This window comes from Priestia sp. 3CA3 (assembly GCF_056836725.1).
On the sequence record NZ_JBXENJ010000003.1, the window covers coordinates 431,206 to 446,636 of the forward strand.

Annotated in this window: 17 protein-coding genes; 9 read left to right on the top strand and 8 right to left on the bottom strand. The window is 38.8% G+C overall.

Annotation, left to right across the window (positions count from 1 at the left end):
- Positions 1 to 18: 18 nt before the first annotated feature.
- The 4 genes from AC1VNJ_RS11515 to argC are packed head-to-tail and all read right to left on the bottom strand — an operon-like array spanning position 19 to position 4,300.
- Positions 19 to 1,173, bottom strand: coding sequence for an acetylornithine transaminase (locus AC1VNJ_RS11515; protein WP_482640818.1), 1,155 nt, complete (start codon positions 1,171 to 1,173; stop codon positions 19 to 21).
- Positions 1,139 to 1,963, bottom strand: a complete 825-nt coding sequence (gene argB / locus AC1VNJ_RS11520) for an acetylglutamate kinase (protein WP_033578035.1) — start codon at positions 1,961 to 1,963, stop codon at positions 1,139 to 1,141. The genes AC1VNJ_RS11515 and argB overlap by 35 nt, the downstream gene beginning before the upstream one ends.
- Positions 1,964 to 1,975: 12 nt before the next feature.
- A complete protein-coding gene (gene argJ, locus AC1VNJ_RS11525) occupies positions 1,976 to 3,211 on the bottom strand; it encodes a bifunctional ornithine acetyltransferase/N-acetylglutamate synthase (RefSeq protein WP_028412388.1) in 1,236 nt (411 codons plus the stop codon).
- A gap of 45 nt (positions 3,212 to 3,256) precedes the next feature.
- Positions 3,257 to 4,300, bottom strand: coding sequence for an N-acetyl-gamma-glutamyl-phosphate reductase (gene argC, locus AC1VNJ_RS11530; RefSeq protein ID WP_033578033.1), 1,044 nt, complete (start codon positions 4,298 to 4,300; stop codon positions 3,257 to 3,259).
- Positions 4,301 to 4,652: 352 nt separating this feature from the next.
- Between argC and AC1VNJ_RS11535 the strand changes: the two genes are divergently transcribed.
- On the top strand, positions 4,653 to 5,351 hold the full coding sequence (locus AC1VNJ_RS11535; protein ID WP_033578032.1) for a Crp/Fnr family transcriptional regulator: 699 nt from the start codon (positions 4,653 to 4,655) through the stop codon (positions 5,349 to 5,351).
- 31 nt (positions 5,352 to 5,382) lie between these two features.
- Here AC1VNJ_RS11535 and AC1VNJ_RS11540 read toward each other — a convergent pair whose 3' ends face one another.
- Positions 5,383 to 5,691: a metal-sulfur cluster assembly factor gene (locus tag AC1VNJ_RS11540; protein WP_013055384.1), complete on the bottom strand. Its 309-nt coding sequence runs from the start codon at positions 5,689 to 5,691 to the stop codon at positions 5,383 to 5,385.
- Positions 5,692 to 5,926: 235 nt separating this feature from the next.
- On the opposite strand from AC1VNJ_RS11540, the gene AC1VNJ_RS11545 reads away from it, so the two are divergent.
- From AC1VNJ_RS11545 to AC1VNJ_RS11555, 3 genes are all read left to right on the top strand, one after another.
- Entirely contained in the window at positions 5,927 to 6,739 is an 813-nt protein-coding gene (locus AC1VNJ_RS11545) for a Cof-type HAD-IIB family hydrolase (protein WP_251439328.1), read from the top strand.
- 121 nt (positions 6,740 to 6,860) lie between these two features.
- Positions 6,861 to 7,010, top strand: a complete 150-nt coding sequence (locus AC1VNJ_RS11550; protein ID WP_243495397.1) for a hypothetical protein — start codon at positions 6,861 to 6,863, stop codon at positions 7,008 to 7,010.
- A gap of 3 nt (positions 7,011 to 7,013) precedes the next feature.
- Positions 7,014 to 7,640 (top strand): DUF3813 family protein, encoded by a 627-nt coding sequence (locus AC1VNJ_RS11555; protein WP_482640819.1) that lies wholly within the window; start codon positions 7,014 to 7,016, stop codon positions 7,638 to 7,640.
- Between the two features lie 37 nt (positions 7,641 to 7,677).
- Here AC1VNJ_RS11555 and AC1VNJ_RS11560 read toward each other — a convergent pair whose 3' ends face one another.
- Positions 7,678 to 8,517: a YitT family protein gene (locus AC1VNJ_RS11560; protein WP_025749916.1), complete on the bottom strand. Its 840-nt coding sequence runs from the start codon at positions 8,515 to 8,517 to the stop codon at positions 7,678 to 7,680.
- Between the two features lie 255 nt (positions 8,518 to 8,772).
- On the opposite strand from AC1VNJ_RS11560, the gene AC1VNJ_RS11565 reads away from it, so the two are divergent.
- Positions 8,773 to 9,633: a DegV family protein gene (locus AC1VNJ_RS11565; RefSeq protein ID WP_028412393.1), complete on the top strand. Its 861-nt coding sequence runs from the start codon at positions 8,773 to 8,775 to the stop codon at positions 9,631 to 9,633.
- 52 nt (positions 9,634 to 9,685) lie between these two features.
- On the top strand, positions 9,686 to 9,817 hold the full coding sequence (locus AC1VNJ_RS11570) for a DUF3941 domain-containing protein (protein ID WP_013055378.1): 132 nt from the start codon (positions 9,686 to 9,688) through the stop codon (positions 9,815 to 9,817).
- 34 nt (positions 9,818 to 9,851) lie between these two features.
- Here AC1VNJ_RS11570 and AC1VNJ_RS11575 read toward each other — a convergent pair whose 3' ends face one another.
- Positions 9,852 to 10,715 (bottom strand): CvfB family protein, encoded by an 864-nt coding sequence (locus tag AC1VNJ_RS11575; protein ID WP_243495394.1) that lies wholly within the window; start codon positions 10,713 to 10,715, stop codon positions 9,852 to 9,854.
- 255 nt (positions 10,716 to 10,970) lie between these two features.
- Here AC1VNJ_RS11575 and AC1VNJ_RS11580 point away from each other — a divergent pair, with 255 nt between their 5' ends.
- The 3 genes from AC1VNJ_RS11580 (at position 10,971) to AC1VNJ_RS11590 (ending at position 13,979) form a co-directional block, all read left to right on the top strand.
- Positions 10,971 to 11,462: a YajQ family cyclic di-GMP-binding protein gene (locus tag AC1VNJ_RS11580; RefSeq protein WP_014461618.1), complete on the top strand. Its 492-nt coding sequence runs from the start codon at positions 10,971 to 10,973 to the stop codon at positions 11,460 to 11,462.
- 136 nt (positions 11,463 to 11,598) lie between these two features.
- Positions 11,599 to 12,462 carry an SDR family oxidoreductase gene (locus AC1VNJ_RS11585; RefSeq protein ID WP_028412395.1) on the top strand — a complete coding sequence of 288 codons (864 nt, stop codon included), beginning with the start codon at positions 11,599 to 11,601 and terminating at the stop codon, positions 12,460 to 12,462.
- Positions 12,463 to 12,566: 104 nt separating this feature from the next.
- The gene (locus tag AC1VNJ_RS11590) at positions 12,567 to 13,979 is read left to right on the top strand and encodes a sigma-54 interaction domain-containing protein (protein WP_028412396.1); all 1,413 of its coding nucleotides are present in this window, start codon (positions 12,567 to 12,569) and stop codon (positions 13,977 to 13,979) included.
- A gap of 27 nt (positions 13,980 to 14,006) precedes the next feature.
- Here the strand turns inward: AC1VNJ_RS11590 and AC1VNJ_RS11595 are convergent, their stop codons facing one another.
- Entirely contained in the window at positions 14,007 to 15,425 is a 1,419-nt protein-coding gene (locus AC1VNJ_RS11595; RefSeq protein ID WP_028412397.1) for an amino acid permease, read from the bottom strand.
- Positions 15,426 to 15,431: the final 6 nt, after the last annotated feature.

Consider the following 15,431-nt stretch of genomic DNA (forward strand, 5'->3'; position numbering starts at 1 on the left):
TATTCAAAAAAATTTGTATTATGAAGTAATTTTTGTTTGGCTAAATGCTTCTTCAATGATATGAATCGCTTGGTCTAACTCTTCTTTTGTTACAGTTAAAGGCGGCAGCAATCGTACTACATGCGGTCCTGCTCCCAGTGCTAGCAATCCTTTTTCACGCATAGCTGCAAGCAATGCCGACTGATGTTCTCCGCATTCAATTCCAATCATAAAACCTTTTCCGCGAACATCTTTTACAAATGAATAATCTGCTACGCTATTTTTCAAAGCGTTGGTAAAATAAAGGCTTTTTTCTGCAACCTCTGCTAAAAATGCTTCGTTAAAAATAATGTTTAAAGTTGCTTTGGCTGAAGCTAATGCAATTGGATTTCCTCCAAAGGTTGTTCCGTGAGTACCAGGTCCAAACGCTTCTTTGAGATAGCCTTTTCCAATCATCGCACCAACCGGCATTCCGCTTCCTAACCCTTTAGCTGCTGTAATAATATCTGGTGACACATTAAAATGCTGATAGGCAAATGGTTTTCCTGTTCTGCCGATTCCAGTTTGCACTTCATCGACTATAAACAGTGCTTCGTGCTTTTTACACAGCTCTTGAATAGTTAATAAAAATGCTTCGGTTCCTGGAATAACTCCGCCTTCTCCTTGAATGACTTCAACCATAATTGCTGCTACGCTGTCGTCCATTTCCTGTTTTAATGCTTCTTCATCATTGTATGGCACGTAAACAAACTCATTAACAAGAGGACCGAAACCATCATGAATTTTTGCCTGCCCTGTAGCTGTCATGGTAGCAAATGTACGTCCATGAAATGATTTTGTAAAGGTAATGATTTTATGTTTTTGCGTGTACTTGCGCGCTAATTTAATCGCCGCTTCGTTGGCTTCTGCACCGCTGTTACAGAAGAATACTGCATCACCGTTTGAATGTTCCACAAGCTTACCTGCTACATCTTCTTGAATCGATTGATGAAATAAATTTGACACGTGCCACACTTTATTTAACTGCTCTTCGATCGCTTTTTGAACATCAGGATGACGATGGCCTACGTTACAGACAGCGATACCTGAAATAAAATCTAAATACTCATTTCCTTTGTTATCTATTAATTTTGTTCCTTGCGCCTCTTCCACATGGATATCAAACCGTTGATATGTTGGAAACAATGAACTCATCGCTATCTTCTCCACCTTTTCCACTATATTTAATTGCTGTACCAATCAGCTTTCCTTCCTTATCTAAAAATCCATCAGTTCCGCTAATAATATGAACTTCTTCAAGTAAAGGAGATAACGCATTTACCGCTGATGTCACTTTTGGAATCATTCCGCCGTAAATTACTTTTTCTTCAATAAGTGCATCAATCTCTGACTTTGTAAGTTCAGGAAGCAATGCTCCATCCTTTAATACACCTTTTACATCCGTCACAAACATCAGCTTTTCAGCATTTACTGCTTGTGCAACGGCTCCGGCTGCCACGTCAGCATTAATATTATAGCTATTACCTTCTTCATCGGCTCCAATGGAAGAAATAACCGGAATGTACTGACTGTCAGTTAGTTGTTTTAATAATGTATCGTTTACGCCTTTTACTTCTCCAACGTAACCTAGACGTTCAACATCGATAGCCTCTGCTTTAAGCAACGATCCATCAATTCCTGATAGTCCTACTGCTTTTAAGTTCGCTTTTTGTAGTTCTTTTACAAGATGCTTATTAACTTTGCCTGCTAATACCATCGTCACAACTTCTAATGCTTCTTTGGACGTTTTTCGAAGCCCATCTACAAATTCCGTTTCAATGTGAAGCTTGGTAAGCGTATCTTGAATATCAGGCCCGCCTCCGTGCACAACAATGATCTGATATCCACTCGCTTTTAACTGCTGAATACTTTCAAAAAAAGCGCTTGTTAACTGATTGATAATGCTGCCTCCGCATTTTACAACGACGATTTTTTCACTGCTCATTTCACTCTCTCCTTACGTTCGATAACTGGCATTGATTTTCACATAATCGTAAGTCAAATCGCAGCCCCACGCCTTGCCAATTCCATTTCCCTGCTGCAAGTCAACATAGACTTCAACCGTATCATTTTCTAAATAAGCTTTTGCTTCTTCTTCACTAAATGAAACAGGCTGGCTGTTTTTTAGCATTTGGATATCACCTAACGAAACGTTCACTGCTTCTGGATTAAGCGCTACGCCGCTGTAGCCAACTGAACAAATAATTCGTCCCCAATTGGCATCGGCTCCATACATGGCCGTTTTCACTAAGTTCGAGCCTACAATTTGTTTAGCAATCACATTTGCCTCTTCGTTTGTATGAGCACCAGATACGTTTACTTCAATTAGTTTTGTTGCTCCTTCACCGTCGCGTGCAATTTGTTTGGCTAAATCTTCACACGTCAAGCGCAGTGCTTCATAAAATGACGTCCATTCAGGATGATCTGGTGTAAGCGACTGGTGATCAGCTTTTCCATTTGCTAAAACAACAACCATATCATTCGTAGACGTATCACCATCTACTGTAATTTGATTAAAGCTTTTATTTGTAATAGAACCCAGCGCATCTTGTAGTACTGAAGCTTCAACCTTAGCATCCGTTGTGATAAAGCTAAGCATCGTAGCCATATTCGGGTGAATCATACCTGATCCTTTCGCTGTGCCGCCAATCGTAACCGTTTTGCCGTCAATGGCTGTTTGATAGCAAGTTGACTTCATTACGGTATCTGTTGTTAAAATAGCCGTTTGAAATTCTTCTGCTTTTTCTTTGTTCGACGAAGGACTTAATAACCCAATGCCCTTCACGATTTTTTCCATATCTAGAAGCTCTCCAATTACCCCTGTAGAAGCTACCGCTACATGATGAGGTAGAATATTAAGCTTTTCTGCACATGTATTTCGCATTTGGTATGCATCTTTTAATCCTTGTTCTCCAGTACATGCATTTGCACATGCGCTGTTCACAACGATCGCTTGCAGCTTCTGCTCTACTGCTACACTTTCTTTTGTAACAGCTAAAGGCGCTGCTTGGAAAGCATTAAGCGTGTAAACAGCTGCGCAATTAGCTGGCACATCACTTACAATAACTCCTAAATCTTTTTTAGCATAACGTAAACCAGCGTGAACGCCATCTGCTGAAAAACCTAGCGGCGTTACAATTGTACCGTTCTCTATTTTCTTTATCTTTTCTTTCGTTTGTTTAACCGTAATCACTATACGTTCCCTCCTGCTTTTATCGTGATTAGTGATGCTGTGCTTTTATGGGAAGACAGGCAGTAGTCCAATACCCGTTTGCTGTTCAAATCCCATCATGATATTGGCATTTTGAATGGCCTGACCGGCTGCCCCTTTAACTAAGTTATCAATGACAGAAACAATCGTGACACGCTTTGTTCGTTCGTCAAATGCAATACCAATATCGCAATAATTTGATGCACTTACTTCTTTAGTAGACGGAAATTCACCAGCTTTTCGAACGCGAACGAATGGGGAGTTTTGATATGTATCTACATATAGCTGATGAAGCTCTTGTACTGAGCTCTCTTCAGAAAGTTCAGCGTATATCGTACTCATAATCCCTCGCGTCATTGGAACTAAGTGCGTACTGAACGTAACATGGCCAATTTCCTCATCCCACTTTTCTAAAATAGATTCAATTTCTGGGATATGCTGATGCTGATTAACTTTGTATATTTTCATATTTTCATTGATTTCAGCATAATGAGCCATTTGCGAAAGACCACGTCCTGCTCCTGAAATTCCGGACTTTGCATCAATGATAATAGAGTTTGATTTCACCATTTGTTTACTAACGAGAGGAGCTAGCCCAAGCAGTGTAGCTGTTGGATAACAACCCGGGTTCGCAACGAACGTACTGCTTTCAACTTCTTCTGCAAACCATTCCGCTAACCCATACACGGACTGTTGTAAAAACGCTTCGGCTGCAGCAGGCTTTTTGTACCACTTTTCATAAAGAGCTTCTGTTTTTAATCTAAAATCTCCAGATAGATCTACCACTTTTATTCCTTCTTCTATTAATTGAGGTACAAGTTTGCTAGAAACACCGGACGGAGTTGCTGTAAACACTAAGTCTAATTCTTTGGCCATGTTCTTAGGGTTTATATCTTGCAGTGTATATACAGTATTAGAAAGGTGAGGATAAACTTCTGCTAGTTCCATCCCATCCTGAGAGGATGAATAAACTGCATAAACATGAAAATGCGGGTGATTCGCTAACAAACGAATCAGTTCTACTCCTCCATACCCTGTTGCTCCAACAATTCCTACCTTGTATTCTTTCATTTTAAAACTCCTTTTTCCACGTATCTATTTGAATTATTTATCATTATAATACCGTATAAAAATAAAATCAAATGAATATTTAAAAAAACCAACACTTTATTCTATATTTTTAAACATTTTTATTTATTCATAAGTTTTTATTTTTATAACTATCTTTCTATTTTTGTTTAGAAATTGTTCACAGATAGTTTTGGAAAACACTGGTTGTTTTTGTGTATAATAAGAGTATCGATAAAAATCATCCGTATGACATTTCTTCATACGGCTAGTGGACGTACAGGATATACAGACTGTTCTAACTTAATAGATTAATAAGTAACAGTCGCAAAAATTTTGAGTAAAAGGTGATAACATGATGAACATCACAACGGATTCTTTTTCAAATGAGCTGCAGCAATTTTTTATGGACTTTGATCATAAAATTTCGTTTAAAAAAGGTGACTTTCTCTTTCAAGAAGGTTCACCTTCAACTCATTTATTTTTTATTACTTCTGGAGCTGTACAAGTAAGTAAAGTGACGCCGGAAGGACGCGAACTGACGCTTCAGCTGGCAAGTTCAGGAGACTTAATCGGGGAAGTTATGCTGTTTTGCGGATCTACTCCCCATATGCTTCAAGCAAAAGCCATTGAACCTTGTACAGCGATCAGCATTCAAAAACGGGTGTTAGAAAACGAACTAGCACAATACCCTGCTCTTTCCATGGAGTACATGAAGTGGATGGGACTTCAAATTAAGCGAATGCAGACAAAGTTTAGAGACTTAATTCTAAATGGAAAAAAAGGAGCTCTCTATTCTACTCTGATTCGCATGTCCAATAGTTTTGGGGTAATGAAGCCAAATGGTATTTTATTAAACGTAACGTTGACAAATCAAGAGATCGCTAATCTATGCGGGACATCCCGAGAAGTGGTCAATCGTATGCTCGCTGAGTTGCGAAAAAATGAAGTAATCTCAATGACAGATGGAAAAATTATCATTCATAAGCTCTCTTTTTTAAAGAAAGAAATAGACTGTGAAGACTGCCCTGTGGAATTGTGCAGAATTGAATAAGAAAAAAAGCCATCGTTGATGGCTTTTTTTCTTATTGAACACCTAATGCAATTTTAGCGTAGCGCGTCATGCGATCTTTATCCCATGGCGGGTTAAATGTGATATTCACTTCTACATTTTCTACTTCTTCAAGAGAAATTAATTGTTTTTTCACTTGTTCGCCAATCACACCCGCTAGCGGGCACCCAATAGAAGTTAACGTCATCGTCACGATAACCGTGTTGTTTTCTTCCATTTCCACCCCGTAAACTAAGCCTAAATTTACGATATCAACGCCAAGCTCTGGATCAATTACTTCTTCTAGTGATTCCATGATTTTATCTTCTAACTGTTTATCCATATTCATTCTCCTTTCTTTTACTTCCGTAATTATCTTCACGTATTAAATATACCCTTAAACAATTTATCGTAAGCAATCAATAACTATGTCTTACACCGTAACAAGACAACTTTTGCATGTCAATCGTTCTGCTTTGCTCATAAGGAAAAGTTGTGTAAAATATGGGAATACAAGCATGAATATTAGTAGAATTCAATATAATCGTATAACTACTTCAATTTAAAAGGAGCCCTATATGAGAAACGATCAACACTTAATCGCCTTAGATCTGGATGGAACATTGTTAACGAATGAAAAAACCATTTCACCTAAAACAAAACGGGCATTAGAAAAAGCCAAACAAGACGGACATATTGTAATGATTGCAACTGGAAGACCTTATCGTTCCAGTGCTATGTATTACAGCGAATTAGATTTATCCACGCCTATCGTAAACTTTAACGGAGCGCTTGTCCATCATCCCCTTCAGCCTGATTTTGGCACGCATCACGAACCTTTAAATCGCCGAACTGTTCATGACATTGTGACAGCTATGCAAGACTATCGCATCAACAATATCATGGCAGAAGTACAAGATGATGTGTATCTTCATTTTGAAGATCGAAAATTAATGGATGTACTCAGCCTAGGGGATCCTAAATTACAAACGGGTGATTTGCGTCATACGCTGCAGCACGATCCAACGTCTATTTTAATTCACGCAGATGAAGAACATGTACAAGATATACGCTCTCACCTTTCAGATGTTCATGCAGAAGTACTAGAACATAGACGCTGGGGAGCACCTTGGCATGTCGTTGAAATTGTAAAAAAAGGACTTAATAAAGCTGTAGGTCTTGAACGCGTAGCTAATCATTATCAAATTCCTCGCGAACGAATTATTGCGTTTGGAGATGAAGACAATGATTTTGAAATGATTAAATTTGCAGGACACGGTATCGCCATGGAAAATGGTATCAGCGAATTAAAGCAGCTAGCGCGTGAAGTAACAAAATCTAATGAAAATGATGGTATTGCTTATTATTTGGAAAAAACGTTAAATTTATAACTTAGCTTTTTTTGAAAAGCAAGGTAAATTTTTATCGCTATCATTTTTTTTATTTAGCACACACTATAACCGACACTTCTTAAGGTGTCGGTTTTATTTATATTACGAGGAGGAATTTATGATGGGCAGAGGCAATCGATCAAAACGTTTTGTGAAACAAGGTGCAGACGCAGTTCAAAAACATGATGAACGAATTCCTTATCATATGACTATGGCGGAGGCAGAAGCATTTCAAACTCACCAGCGCCAAACTCCTCATGGAGGACAGTAACTTATGAAAAATTCACTTTTTGGTCAAGTAAAGGATGCGATTCGAAACGCAGTATCCGGCCATTCAGAAGATCAGCTTCATCGTCAAAAGCACGGCAACGGTGAACTTGATATTTCAGAAGGCGTATTAAATAGTATTGCTTCTAACGCTTCTCCTGAGGAGCAAGAGCAGCTGAAGCAATTCCAAAACTCATTGCATCAAGCGTATGATATAGATGGAGAATCACATTCAAAAGAGAAAAGCGCAGACATTACGTCCGATACGCTGTCTCATATCGTTCAGAATGCTTCTTCCGAAGAGAAGGCACAGCTTGAACAGCTTCAAAGCACTTTAGAAGGCGGTCAGTCTCACGCTCACGGTGAAGCTCACACGTCTAGTGAAAACGTGGCAGCTGATATGCTGTCTCATGCACAGCAAAGCGCTTCTCCTGAAGAACAAGCTCAGCTTCAACAGCTTCAGAATACATTGGGAGCTGCTGGTCAAAATCATCAAACGTCTCAGGCTCATACGTCTGCAGCTTCTGATGAAAACATTGCAGCTGATATGCTGTCTCATGCGCAGCAAAATGCTTCTCCTGAAGAACAAGCTCAGCTTCAAGAACTTTCTAATGACTTAAAAGGCACACATTAATAAAAAAGAGTCCAGGTAATGAATACCTGGACTCTTTTTAATCTTTGCGAAACAAACCAAAGATTCCCGTTGTTTGAACTATATTAGTAAATGCCTTAGGATCCACCTCTTTAATTACTCGTTCCAAATCAAATAATTCATACCTAGTTAAAACAATCATTAGCATTTCTTTATCTTCGTTTGTGAAGCCTCCTTTAGCCGGTACCGCCGTAATCCCTCGCACGAGTTTGGCATGAATCGCCTTTCTTAGCTCCACTCCTTTTTTCGTTACGATCATTGCTGTGAGTTTGACATGACGCGTATGAATAACATCAATGACGCGAGTGGTCGTATAAAGCGTCACAAGCGTATAAAGTGACTTCTCAGCACCATATAAAAGACCTGCTAGCACGATAATAATTGCATTTAATATGAACATATAAGTGCCAATTGGTCGGTCTTTTACTCGGGACAAAATCAGGGCAATGATATCGAGCCCACCAGTTGAAGCTCCAAATTTTAACGTAATTCCTACCCCTACCGCTAAAATAACGCCTCCAAAAACTGCATTAAGGATGATGTCCTTAGAAAGTGCTTGAATAGGAATAATTCCAAGAAACAAAGTTGTTGCAGCAACGCTGATAAAACTGTAAACAGTAAATGACTTCCCCACTTTTTTCCACCCTAAAATAGTTACAGGAATATTTAACAACAACAGCAGCACTCCAGTGGAAATAGTAAAAGGAGTGTAATCTGTCACGATACTCGAAACAAGCTGTGCTACTCCCGTAAAGCCGCTCGAATATACATTAGCAGGTATCAAAAACAAGTTGAGCGCAAGCGCATTCAATAATGCTCCTACTAAGACGACTATCGCTTTTTTTGTTTCAAGCCACATATTCAAATGACCGACCTCCGCTTTTTAAAACTTCTTACTTCCTTATACCCATTTATAAAATGAATAAAGTCAGCATCTTTAAAATAGTTAGTACATATAGTATGTACGATTTGGCAGAATTAAAAAAACTTATTCAAAAATTGTATTTTCCTCCAAGTGCTTATACACTAATACTATGTCGTATATAACGCTTTTCAATGTTTATACATCAAACTCATTTCATATTTTATAAATGCAATTAGGAAGGTGACATTTATGTCAATTAAACTTTTAACCGATAGTGCAAGCGATTTGCCTTTATCCTTTTTTCAAGAAAATAACGTTGGCTTTTTACCGCTTCGCGTAAGCTTGGATAATCAAGAATTTTTAGATCTACAAACGATTGAACCAGCTTCTGTCTACGAAGCCATCCGTAAAGGCAAGATGCCAAAAACGTCTCAAGCGGCTCCAACTACTATGTATGAAGTCTTTGAGAACATAGCTAAATCAGGTGATTCGTGCATTTATTTAGCTTTTTCTTCGGAATTGTCCGGTACATATCAAACAGCAATGATGATTCGAGAAGAACTCCTAGAAAAGTATCCCGATTTCCAATTAGAAATAATCGATACGAAATGTGCATCTCTTGGCCAGGGAGTAGTTACTTATTATGCAGCACAATTATTACACCAAAACCTCTCGCTAGTAGAAATGACAGAAAAAATAAAGCAATACGCTCTGCATATGGAGCATATTTTTACGGTTGATGACTTGGATTTTCTTGCTCAAGGAGGCCGCGTGAGCAAAGCTTCTGCTTTTGTAGGAGGTCTGCTTAATATTAAGCCGCTGCTTCATGTGGAAGATGGAAAATTGATTCCAATCGAAAAAATCCGCGGCCGTAAAAAAGTATTTAAACGCATGCTTGACGTGATGGAAGAGCGAGGAAAAAATCTCTCTTCTCAAACCATTGGAATTAGCCATGGAGATGATTTAGAAACAGCTCTTCAGCTGAAAGAGATGATTCAAGAACGTTTTGGCACCAAACATTTTATTATTAATATTATTGGTGCAGCCATAGGTTCTCATTCTGGCCCAGGGACAATTGCAGTCTTCTTTTTGAACGAAACCATCGAATAATTTAAAGAGGTCAGGGCATTCTAAAGGTACGATCAAAAAGGGGTGTATCACAATGCCAAAAACGAGCGATAACGATAAAAAAGCAAAAGATAATAACGCAAAGCTTCACGAAAAGAATCTGCAAGCTAAGCATAACCGTGAGCTTGGAAAACATTCATTTTCTAAAAAAACTGATCACTTATAAAAAGAAGCCGCTGAGTTTTCAGCGGCTTCTCCTTTTAGTTTTCTTCTTTTTTAAAATATGTCCATCCTTCTTCTTGATAAACTTTTCCTTCTTTCATCAATTTACCAAGCGCACGTTTGAACGCAGCTTTACTCATATTAAAGCGCTCACGAATATCTTCTGGATAGCTTTTATCCCAAAATGGCATAACGCCACCGCGGCTTTCCATGTAATCGTATAGTACTTGTGCATCTTCATCCATGCTTTCTTGTTTGCGCGGAAGAAGCGATACGTTTAGCGTTCCATCTTCTTTTACATTAATGACGCGGCCAGTTACATGCGTACCAAGCTTCGGTTCTTTACGTCTTTCGCTTTCGTGAATAAATCCAACATATCCTTCATCTGTCATAATAAATGAACCTACGCGCAGGACACGGTAGATATATCCGCTCACTTCACGATTAAAAAGTTCAGGTGGAGCATCTAATGCCATTGCTTTCATCACATCGTCTGTAGCAATTTTCCCGTACATTTTACCGCGCTTTGAAATCTTCATCGTACAGTAAACTTTGTTTCCAACTTCTGGCCACAGCTCTTCTAGCGCAGGTAAGTCTGTTGAACCAATTAACATATCTTTGTTCATGCCGATATTTACAAACACGCCTAAACCCGGATTAACATCTACGACCTCAACCCACTCATAGACACCTTCTTCAACAAGAGGTAAGTGCATCGTTGCCGTTAAGCGGTCGTGCTGATCAAGGTATAAAAAAACTTCTACTTCTTCCCCTTCAGCAAGTTCTGTTGTTGTTTCATTTTTATGTAGCAAAATTTCTTCTTCACCTTCTGCTAACATATAACCAATCGGCGTTTCCCGGTTTACTGTTAAATACGCTTTCATCCCAGCTTCTACATTCATCGTTCTATCCATCCTTTATATAAATTAGTAGTGATTGTTCCTTCACCACATACCTTCTCACTTTGCATCAAACAGCATTTCAAATTTCAAATCAACTAAAATGCATGCATTGTTTAAAAAAGCTGCTTCTATAGCTTACAACAAAAAGCATAACTTGTATTGTATCAATTACCGGCTCTCTATTCAATATCAGTTGTATACAGTTTGCGTTTTATTTATAATAAAAGAACAAACTCTTTACATATGGAGGTTATTATGGCTAAAGATAGTTCATTTGACGTTGTGTCACAAGTTGATTTATCAGAGGTAACAAACGGCATTACCATGGCAACAAAAGAAATTAAAACTCGCTATGATTTTAAAGGCAGTAAAAGCGAAATCTCGCTCGAAAACGAAGAGCTTGTTCTTATTTCTGATGATGAATTTAAGCTTGAACAGTTAAAAGACGTACTGATTTCTAAGCTCATCAAACGCGGCGTACCTACACGCAATATCTCCTACGGTAAAATTGAAAATGCTTCTGGAGGAACGGTTAGACAGCGCGCTAAGTTAATTCAAGGTATCGACAAAGACAACGCTAAAAAGCTAAATACAATTATTAAAAATACCGGTTTAAAAGTAAAAAGCCAAATTCAAGATGATCAGCTTCGCGTAAGCGGTAAAAATCGTGATGACCTGCAGCAAATTATTTCAGCTATTCGCAGCGCTGATTTACCTATTGACGTACAATTTATTAATTACCGCTAAAAATGGATGCCTCCGGCATTCATTTTTTCTTTTAAAGCCTTTTTTATCCGTTTAGGCTTCCCTATGCATAGATACACTCTCTTAACAAATACTAGTATACGCTTACATACTCATATTAATTAAGGAGTGTATACTAATGAATCAAAATCAAAAACAAAACTTCCCTCCTCAGCATCAGCAAACTCAGCCAGGTATTGAGAAAGATATGCATCCAGTCCCTACCTCTATCGCTCCAGACTATAAGGCAAGCGGAAAATTACAGAATAAAGTAGCCGTTATCACCGGAGGAGACAGCGGAATTGGACGTTCTGTCGCTTATCATTACGCGAAAGAAGGCGCAAATGTTGTCGTAACCTATCTGAATGAACATGATGATGCAAATGAAACTAAAAAACAAGTTGAACGAATGGGGGCTTCTTGTTTGTTGCTTGCTGGTGACATAGGAGATGAGCATTTTTGTCAAGAAGTCGTCTCAAAGGCCATTCAGACTTTCGGAAAAATAGACATTTTAGTCAATAATGCAGCTGAACAGCATCCTCAAAAAAGCATTACGGATATCACCACTGAACAGCTTACCCGTACGTTTCAAACGAATATTTTTTCAATTTTTCATTTAACCAAAGCTGCATTGCCTCATTTAAAACAAGGAAGCGCGATTATTAACACAACTTCTGTGACAGCTTATCATGGGCATGACCAATTAATTGATTACTCTTCAACCAAGGGTGCTATCGTGGCTTTCACACGTTCTTTGTCAGCTTCACTCGCAACAAAAGGCATTCGCGTAAACGGCGTAGCTCCAGGACCTATTTGGACACCTCTTATTCCGTCTACGTTCGACGAACAGCAAGTTGCAACATTTGGGTCTAACACACCTATGAAACGAGCAGGACAGCCTTCTGAGCTCGGAGCGGCCTATGTATATTTGGCAAGCTCTGATTCTTCTTATATGTCCGGGCAAGTCCTTCACATTAATGGAGGATCCATTGTAAACGGATAACATTTCTCTTCGGTCATTCATTTATTTTTCTATGGAAACACTATCAGAATTCAGCTATTTTTGTTTAAATAGAGATATGAACACCGCTAAAGGAGAGTATTTGAATGACCGATACATTAAGCACTCTTAAACATATATATGAAACCATTTTAAATAAAGTCGATGCCGGTATCCATGCGGTCGATGAAACAGGAAAAACCATTATTTACAATGAAAAGATGACAAAGATGGAGCTGATGGATGAACAAGACGTTTTACATAAAAACTTGTTAGATGTGTTTATGTTCAAAGAAAATCAGCAAAGCACGCTTGTACAGGCGCTGCAAAAAGGAAAAGAAACGGTTAACGTCAAACAAACGTATTTCAACAATCAAGGACAAGAAATCACGACGATTAATAATACCTTCCCTATTTTAAAAAACGGTGTCATTCAAGGAGCGGTTGAAATTGCTCAAGACGTGACGAAACTAGAGCGTCTAATCCGGCAAAACATTAGGCAAAAAGGAAACACACGCTTTACGTTTGATAGCATCATCGGAAGCAGTCAAGCCGTTCACGATGTTATTGAAGACGCTAAGCGCGCCACTAGAACTCCTTCTTATGTCTTAATTATTGGAGAAACAGGCACGGGGAAAGAACTGTTTGCCCAAAGCATACATAATGGCAGCAGCCGCTCTTCCGCTCCTTTTATTTCACAAAACTGCGCTGCGCTACCGGATAATTTAATTGAAAGCCTTTTGTTCGGTACGAAACGCGGAGCTTTTACAGGTGCAATGGATAATCCTGGTCTTTTCGAACAAGCGCAAGGAGGCACATTACTGCTAGATGAAATCAACTCGTTGAATCCAAATCTGCAGGCTAAGCTTCTTCGAGTACTGCAAGAAAAAACCGTACGAAGAATTGGGGATACAGTAGACAAACCGGTGAACGTTCGAGTCATCGCGAACATGAATGAAGACCCAATCGATGCGATTGCAGAAAATCGATTACGTAAAGACTTATATTATCGACTTGGCGTCGTGACGCTTTTTATTCCTCCTCTTCGTGAACGAAAAGAAGATATTATTGAATTAACAAAGTTTTTCATCAAAAAATACAATGATTTGTTTCAGATGAATGTAAAAACCGTAGATCACCAAGTCATGTCTTCTTTTCTCTCTTATGACTGGCCAGGAAACGTACGGGAATTAGAACACATTATTGAAGGTGCAATGAACTTGGTGATGGATGAAGATGTTATTCACTATTCTCACCTTCCTTTTCAATACAGAACAAAGTTCCAGCTAAAGCAGCATGAACATTTTGAAGATAAAACAAGGGGTGAAGCACCCTCTTATCCAAGCGCTTTTCACCCTTCTCTTCCTTTAAAGGAACAGCTGTTAGCGTTTGAAGCAGAATGTATTAAACAAACGCTTGAACAACACAACCACAACATCTCAAAAAGCGCTAAGATACTAGGGCTGACTAGACAAAGCTTGCAGTATCGTATGAAACGATTAAGCATCCGATCTAAATAAAAAAGAAGTGCACTGTGCACTTCTTTTTTATTTTGCTTTATAAACCGGTGAATCCGATTGTTTTTGATTAATATTTTTCTTGATTCCTATGTGATAATACACGTAGAGTACAACAATTAAAGGAACCCCGCAGTAAAGACCAATTCGTTGATCTGGGATAAAAATTAAGCTGATTAATACAAGTCCATACAAACAAAAACCTAGAATAGGCACAAACGGATAAAGCGGCGTTTTAAATTTAAGCTCCTTTACGTCTCCTCCTTCCGCTAAAAAACGACGGCGGAACATAAATTGAGAGGCACAAATGGACATCCAAACAATAATGGTCACCATTCCTGAAATCGAAATAAACCAAAGATATACGGTTTCGGCAGCCACGACGCTTGTAATCAGCGAGCACCCTGAAATAATCATCGTCACAATTAATGCGTTAATTGGAACACCTTTTGAAGACAACTTCTTCAAAGGTTTTGGTCCCATATTATTGTTTGACAGTGACCAAAGCATACGAGAAGCAGCGTAGACCCCGGAGTTCGCCACGGATAACACAGCTGTTAAAATGACAAAGTTCATGATATCCGCTGCATATGGAATTCCAATTTGATCTAATACGGCCACAAACGGACTTTCAATAACTCCCGCTGTTTTATATGGAAGAATAGAGACTAACACAAACATAGCTAACACAAAGAAAAACAGCGTTCTCCAAATGACGTTTCGAATGGATCTCGGCAACGTTTTCTCAGGGCTTTCACTTTCTCCTGCTGCAATGCCGACAAGCTCCGTTCCTTGAAACGAAAAGTTAACCGTTACTAAAGTTAATAGAACTGCCAGTATCCCATTTGGAAAAAGACCTGCGCCTTGGGTAAAATGCGAAAGAAACGGTGCGGATTCTCCTCCTTTAAAGTCGATAAAACCAAAAACAGCAGCTCCTCCAATTAAAATAAATAGAATGATAGCGGTAACTTTAATGCTCGAAAACCAAAATTCAGTTTCAGCATAGCTTCGAGCGGAAAGAGCGTTAATTAAAAACGTAATGACGCCAAAAATTAAGCACCATGACCATACAGGTACATCAGGAAACCACCTTTGCATTAAAATTCCTGCTGACGTAAATTCAAGCCCTGTCGTATTTGCCCAGCTAAACCAGTATAGCCATCCAATCATAAAGCCAGTAGAAGGTCCTAAAAATCTTGTAGCGTATTCTTGAAAGGAACCTGAAACCGGCATGGCTACGGCTAGCTCTCCTAAACAAAGCATAACTAAGTACATGAGAAAGCCGCCTATTATATAAGCAAGAATGGCTCCTCCAGGGCCTGCCTGGCTAATAGTAAAACCCGAACCTAAAAATAGTCCTGTCCCAATCACGCCTCCTAACGCAATCATAAATAAATGTCTGCTTTTCATTGTTCTCTGTAATTGGTTTTGTTCTGTATGTCTATTCATCGGTAC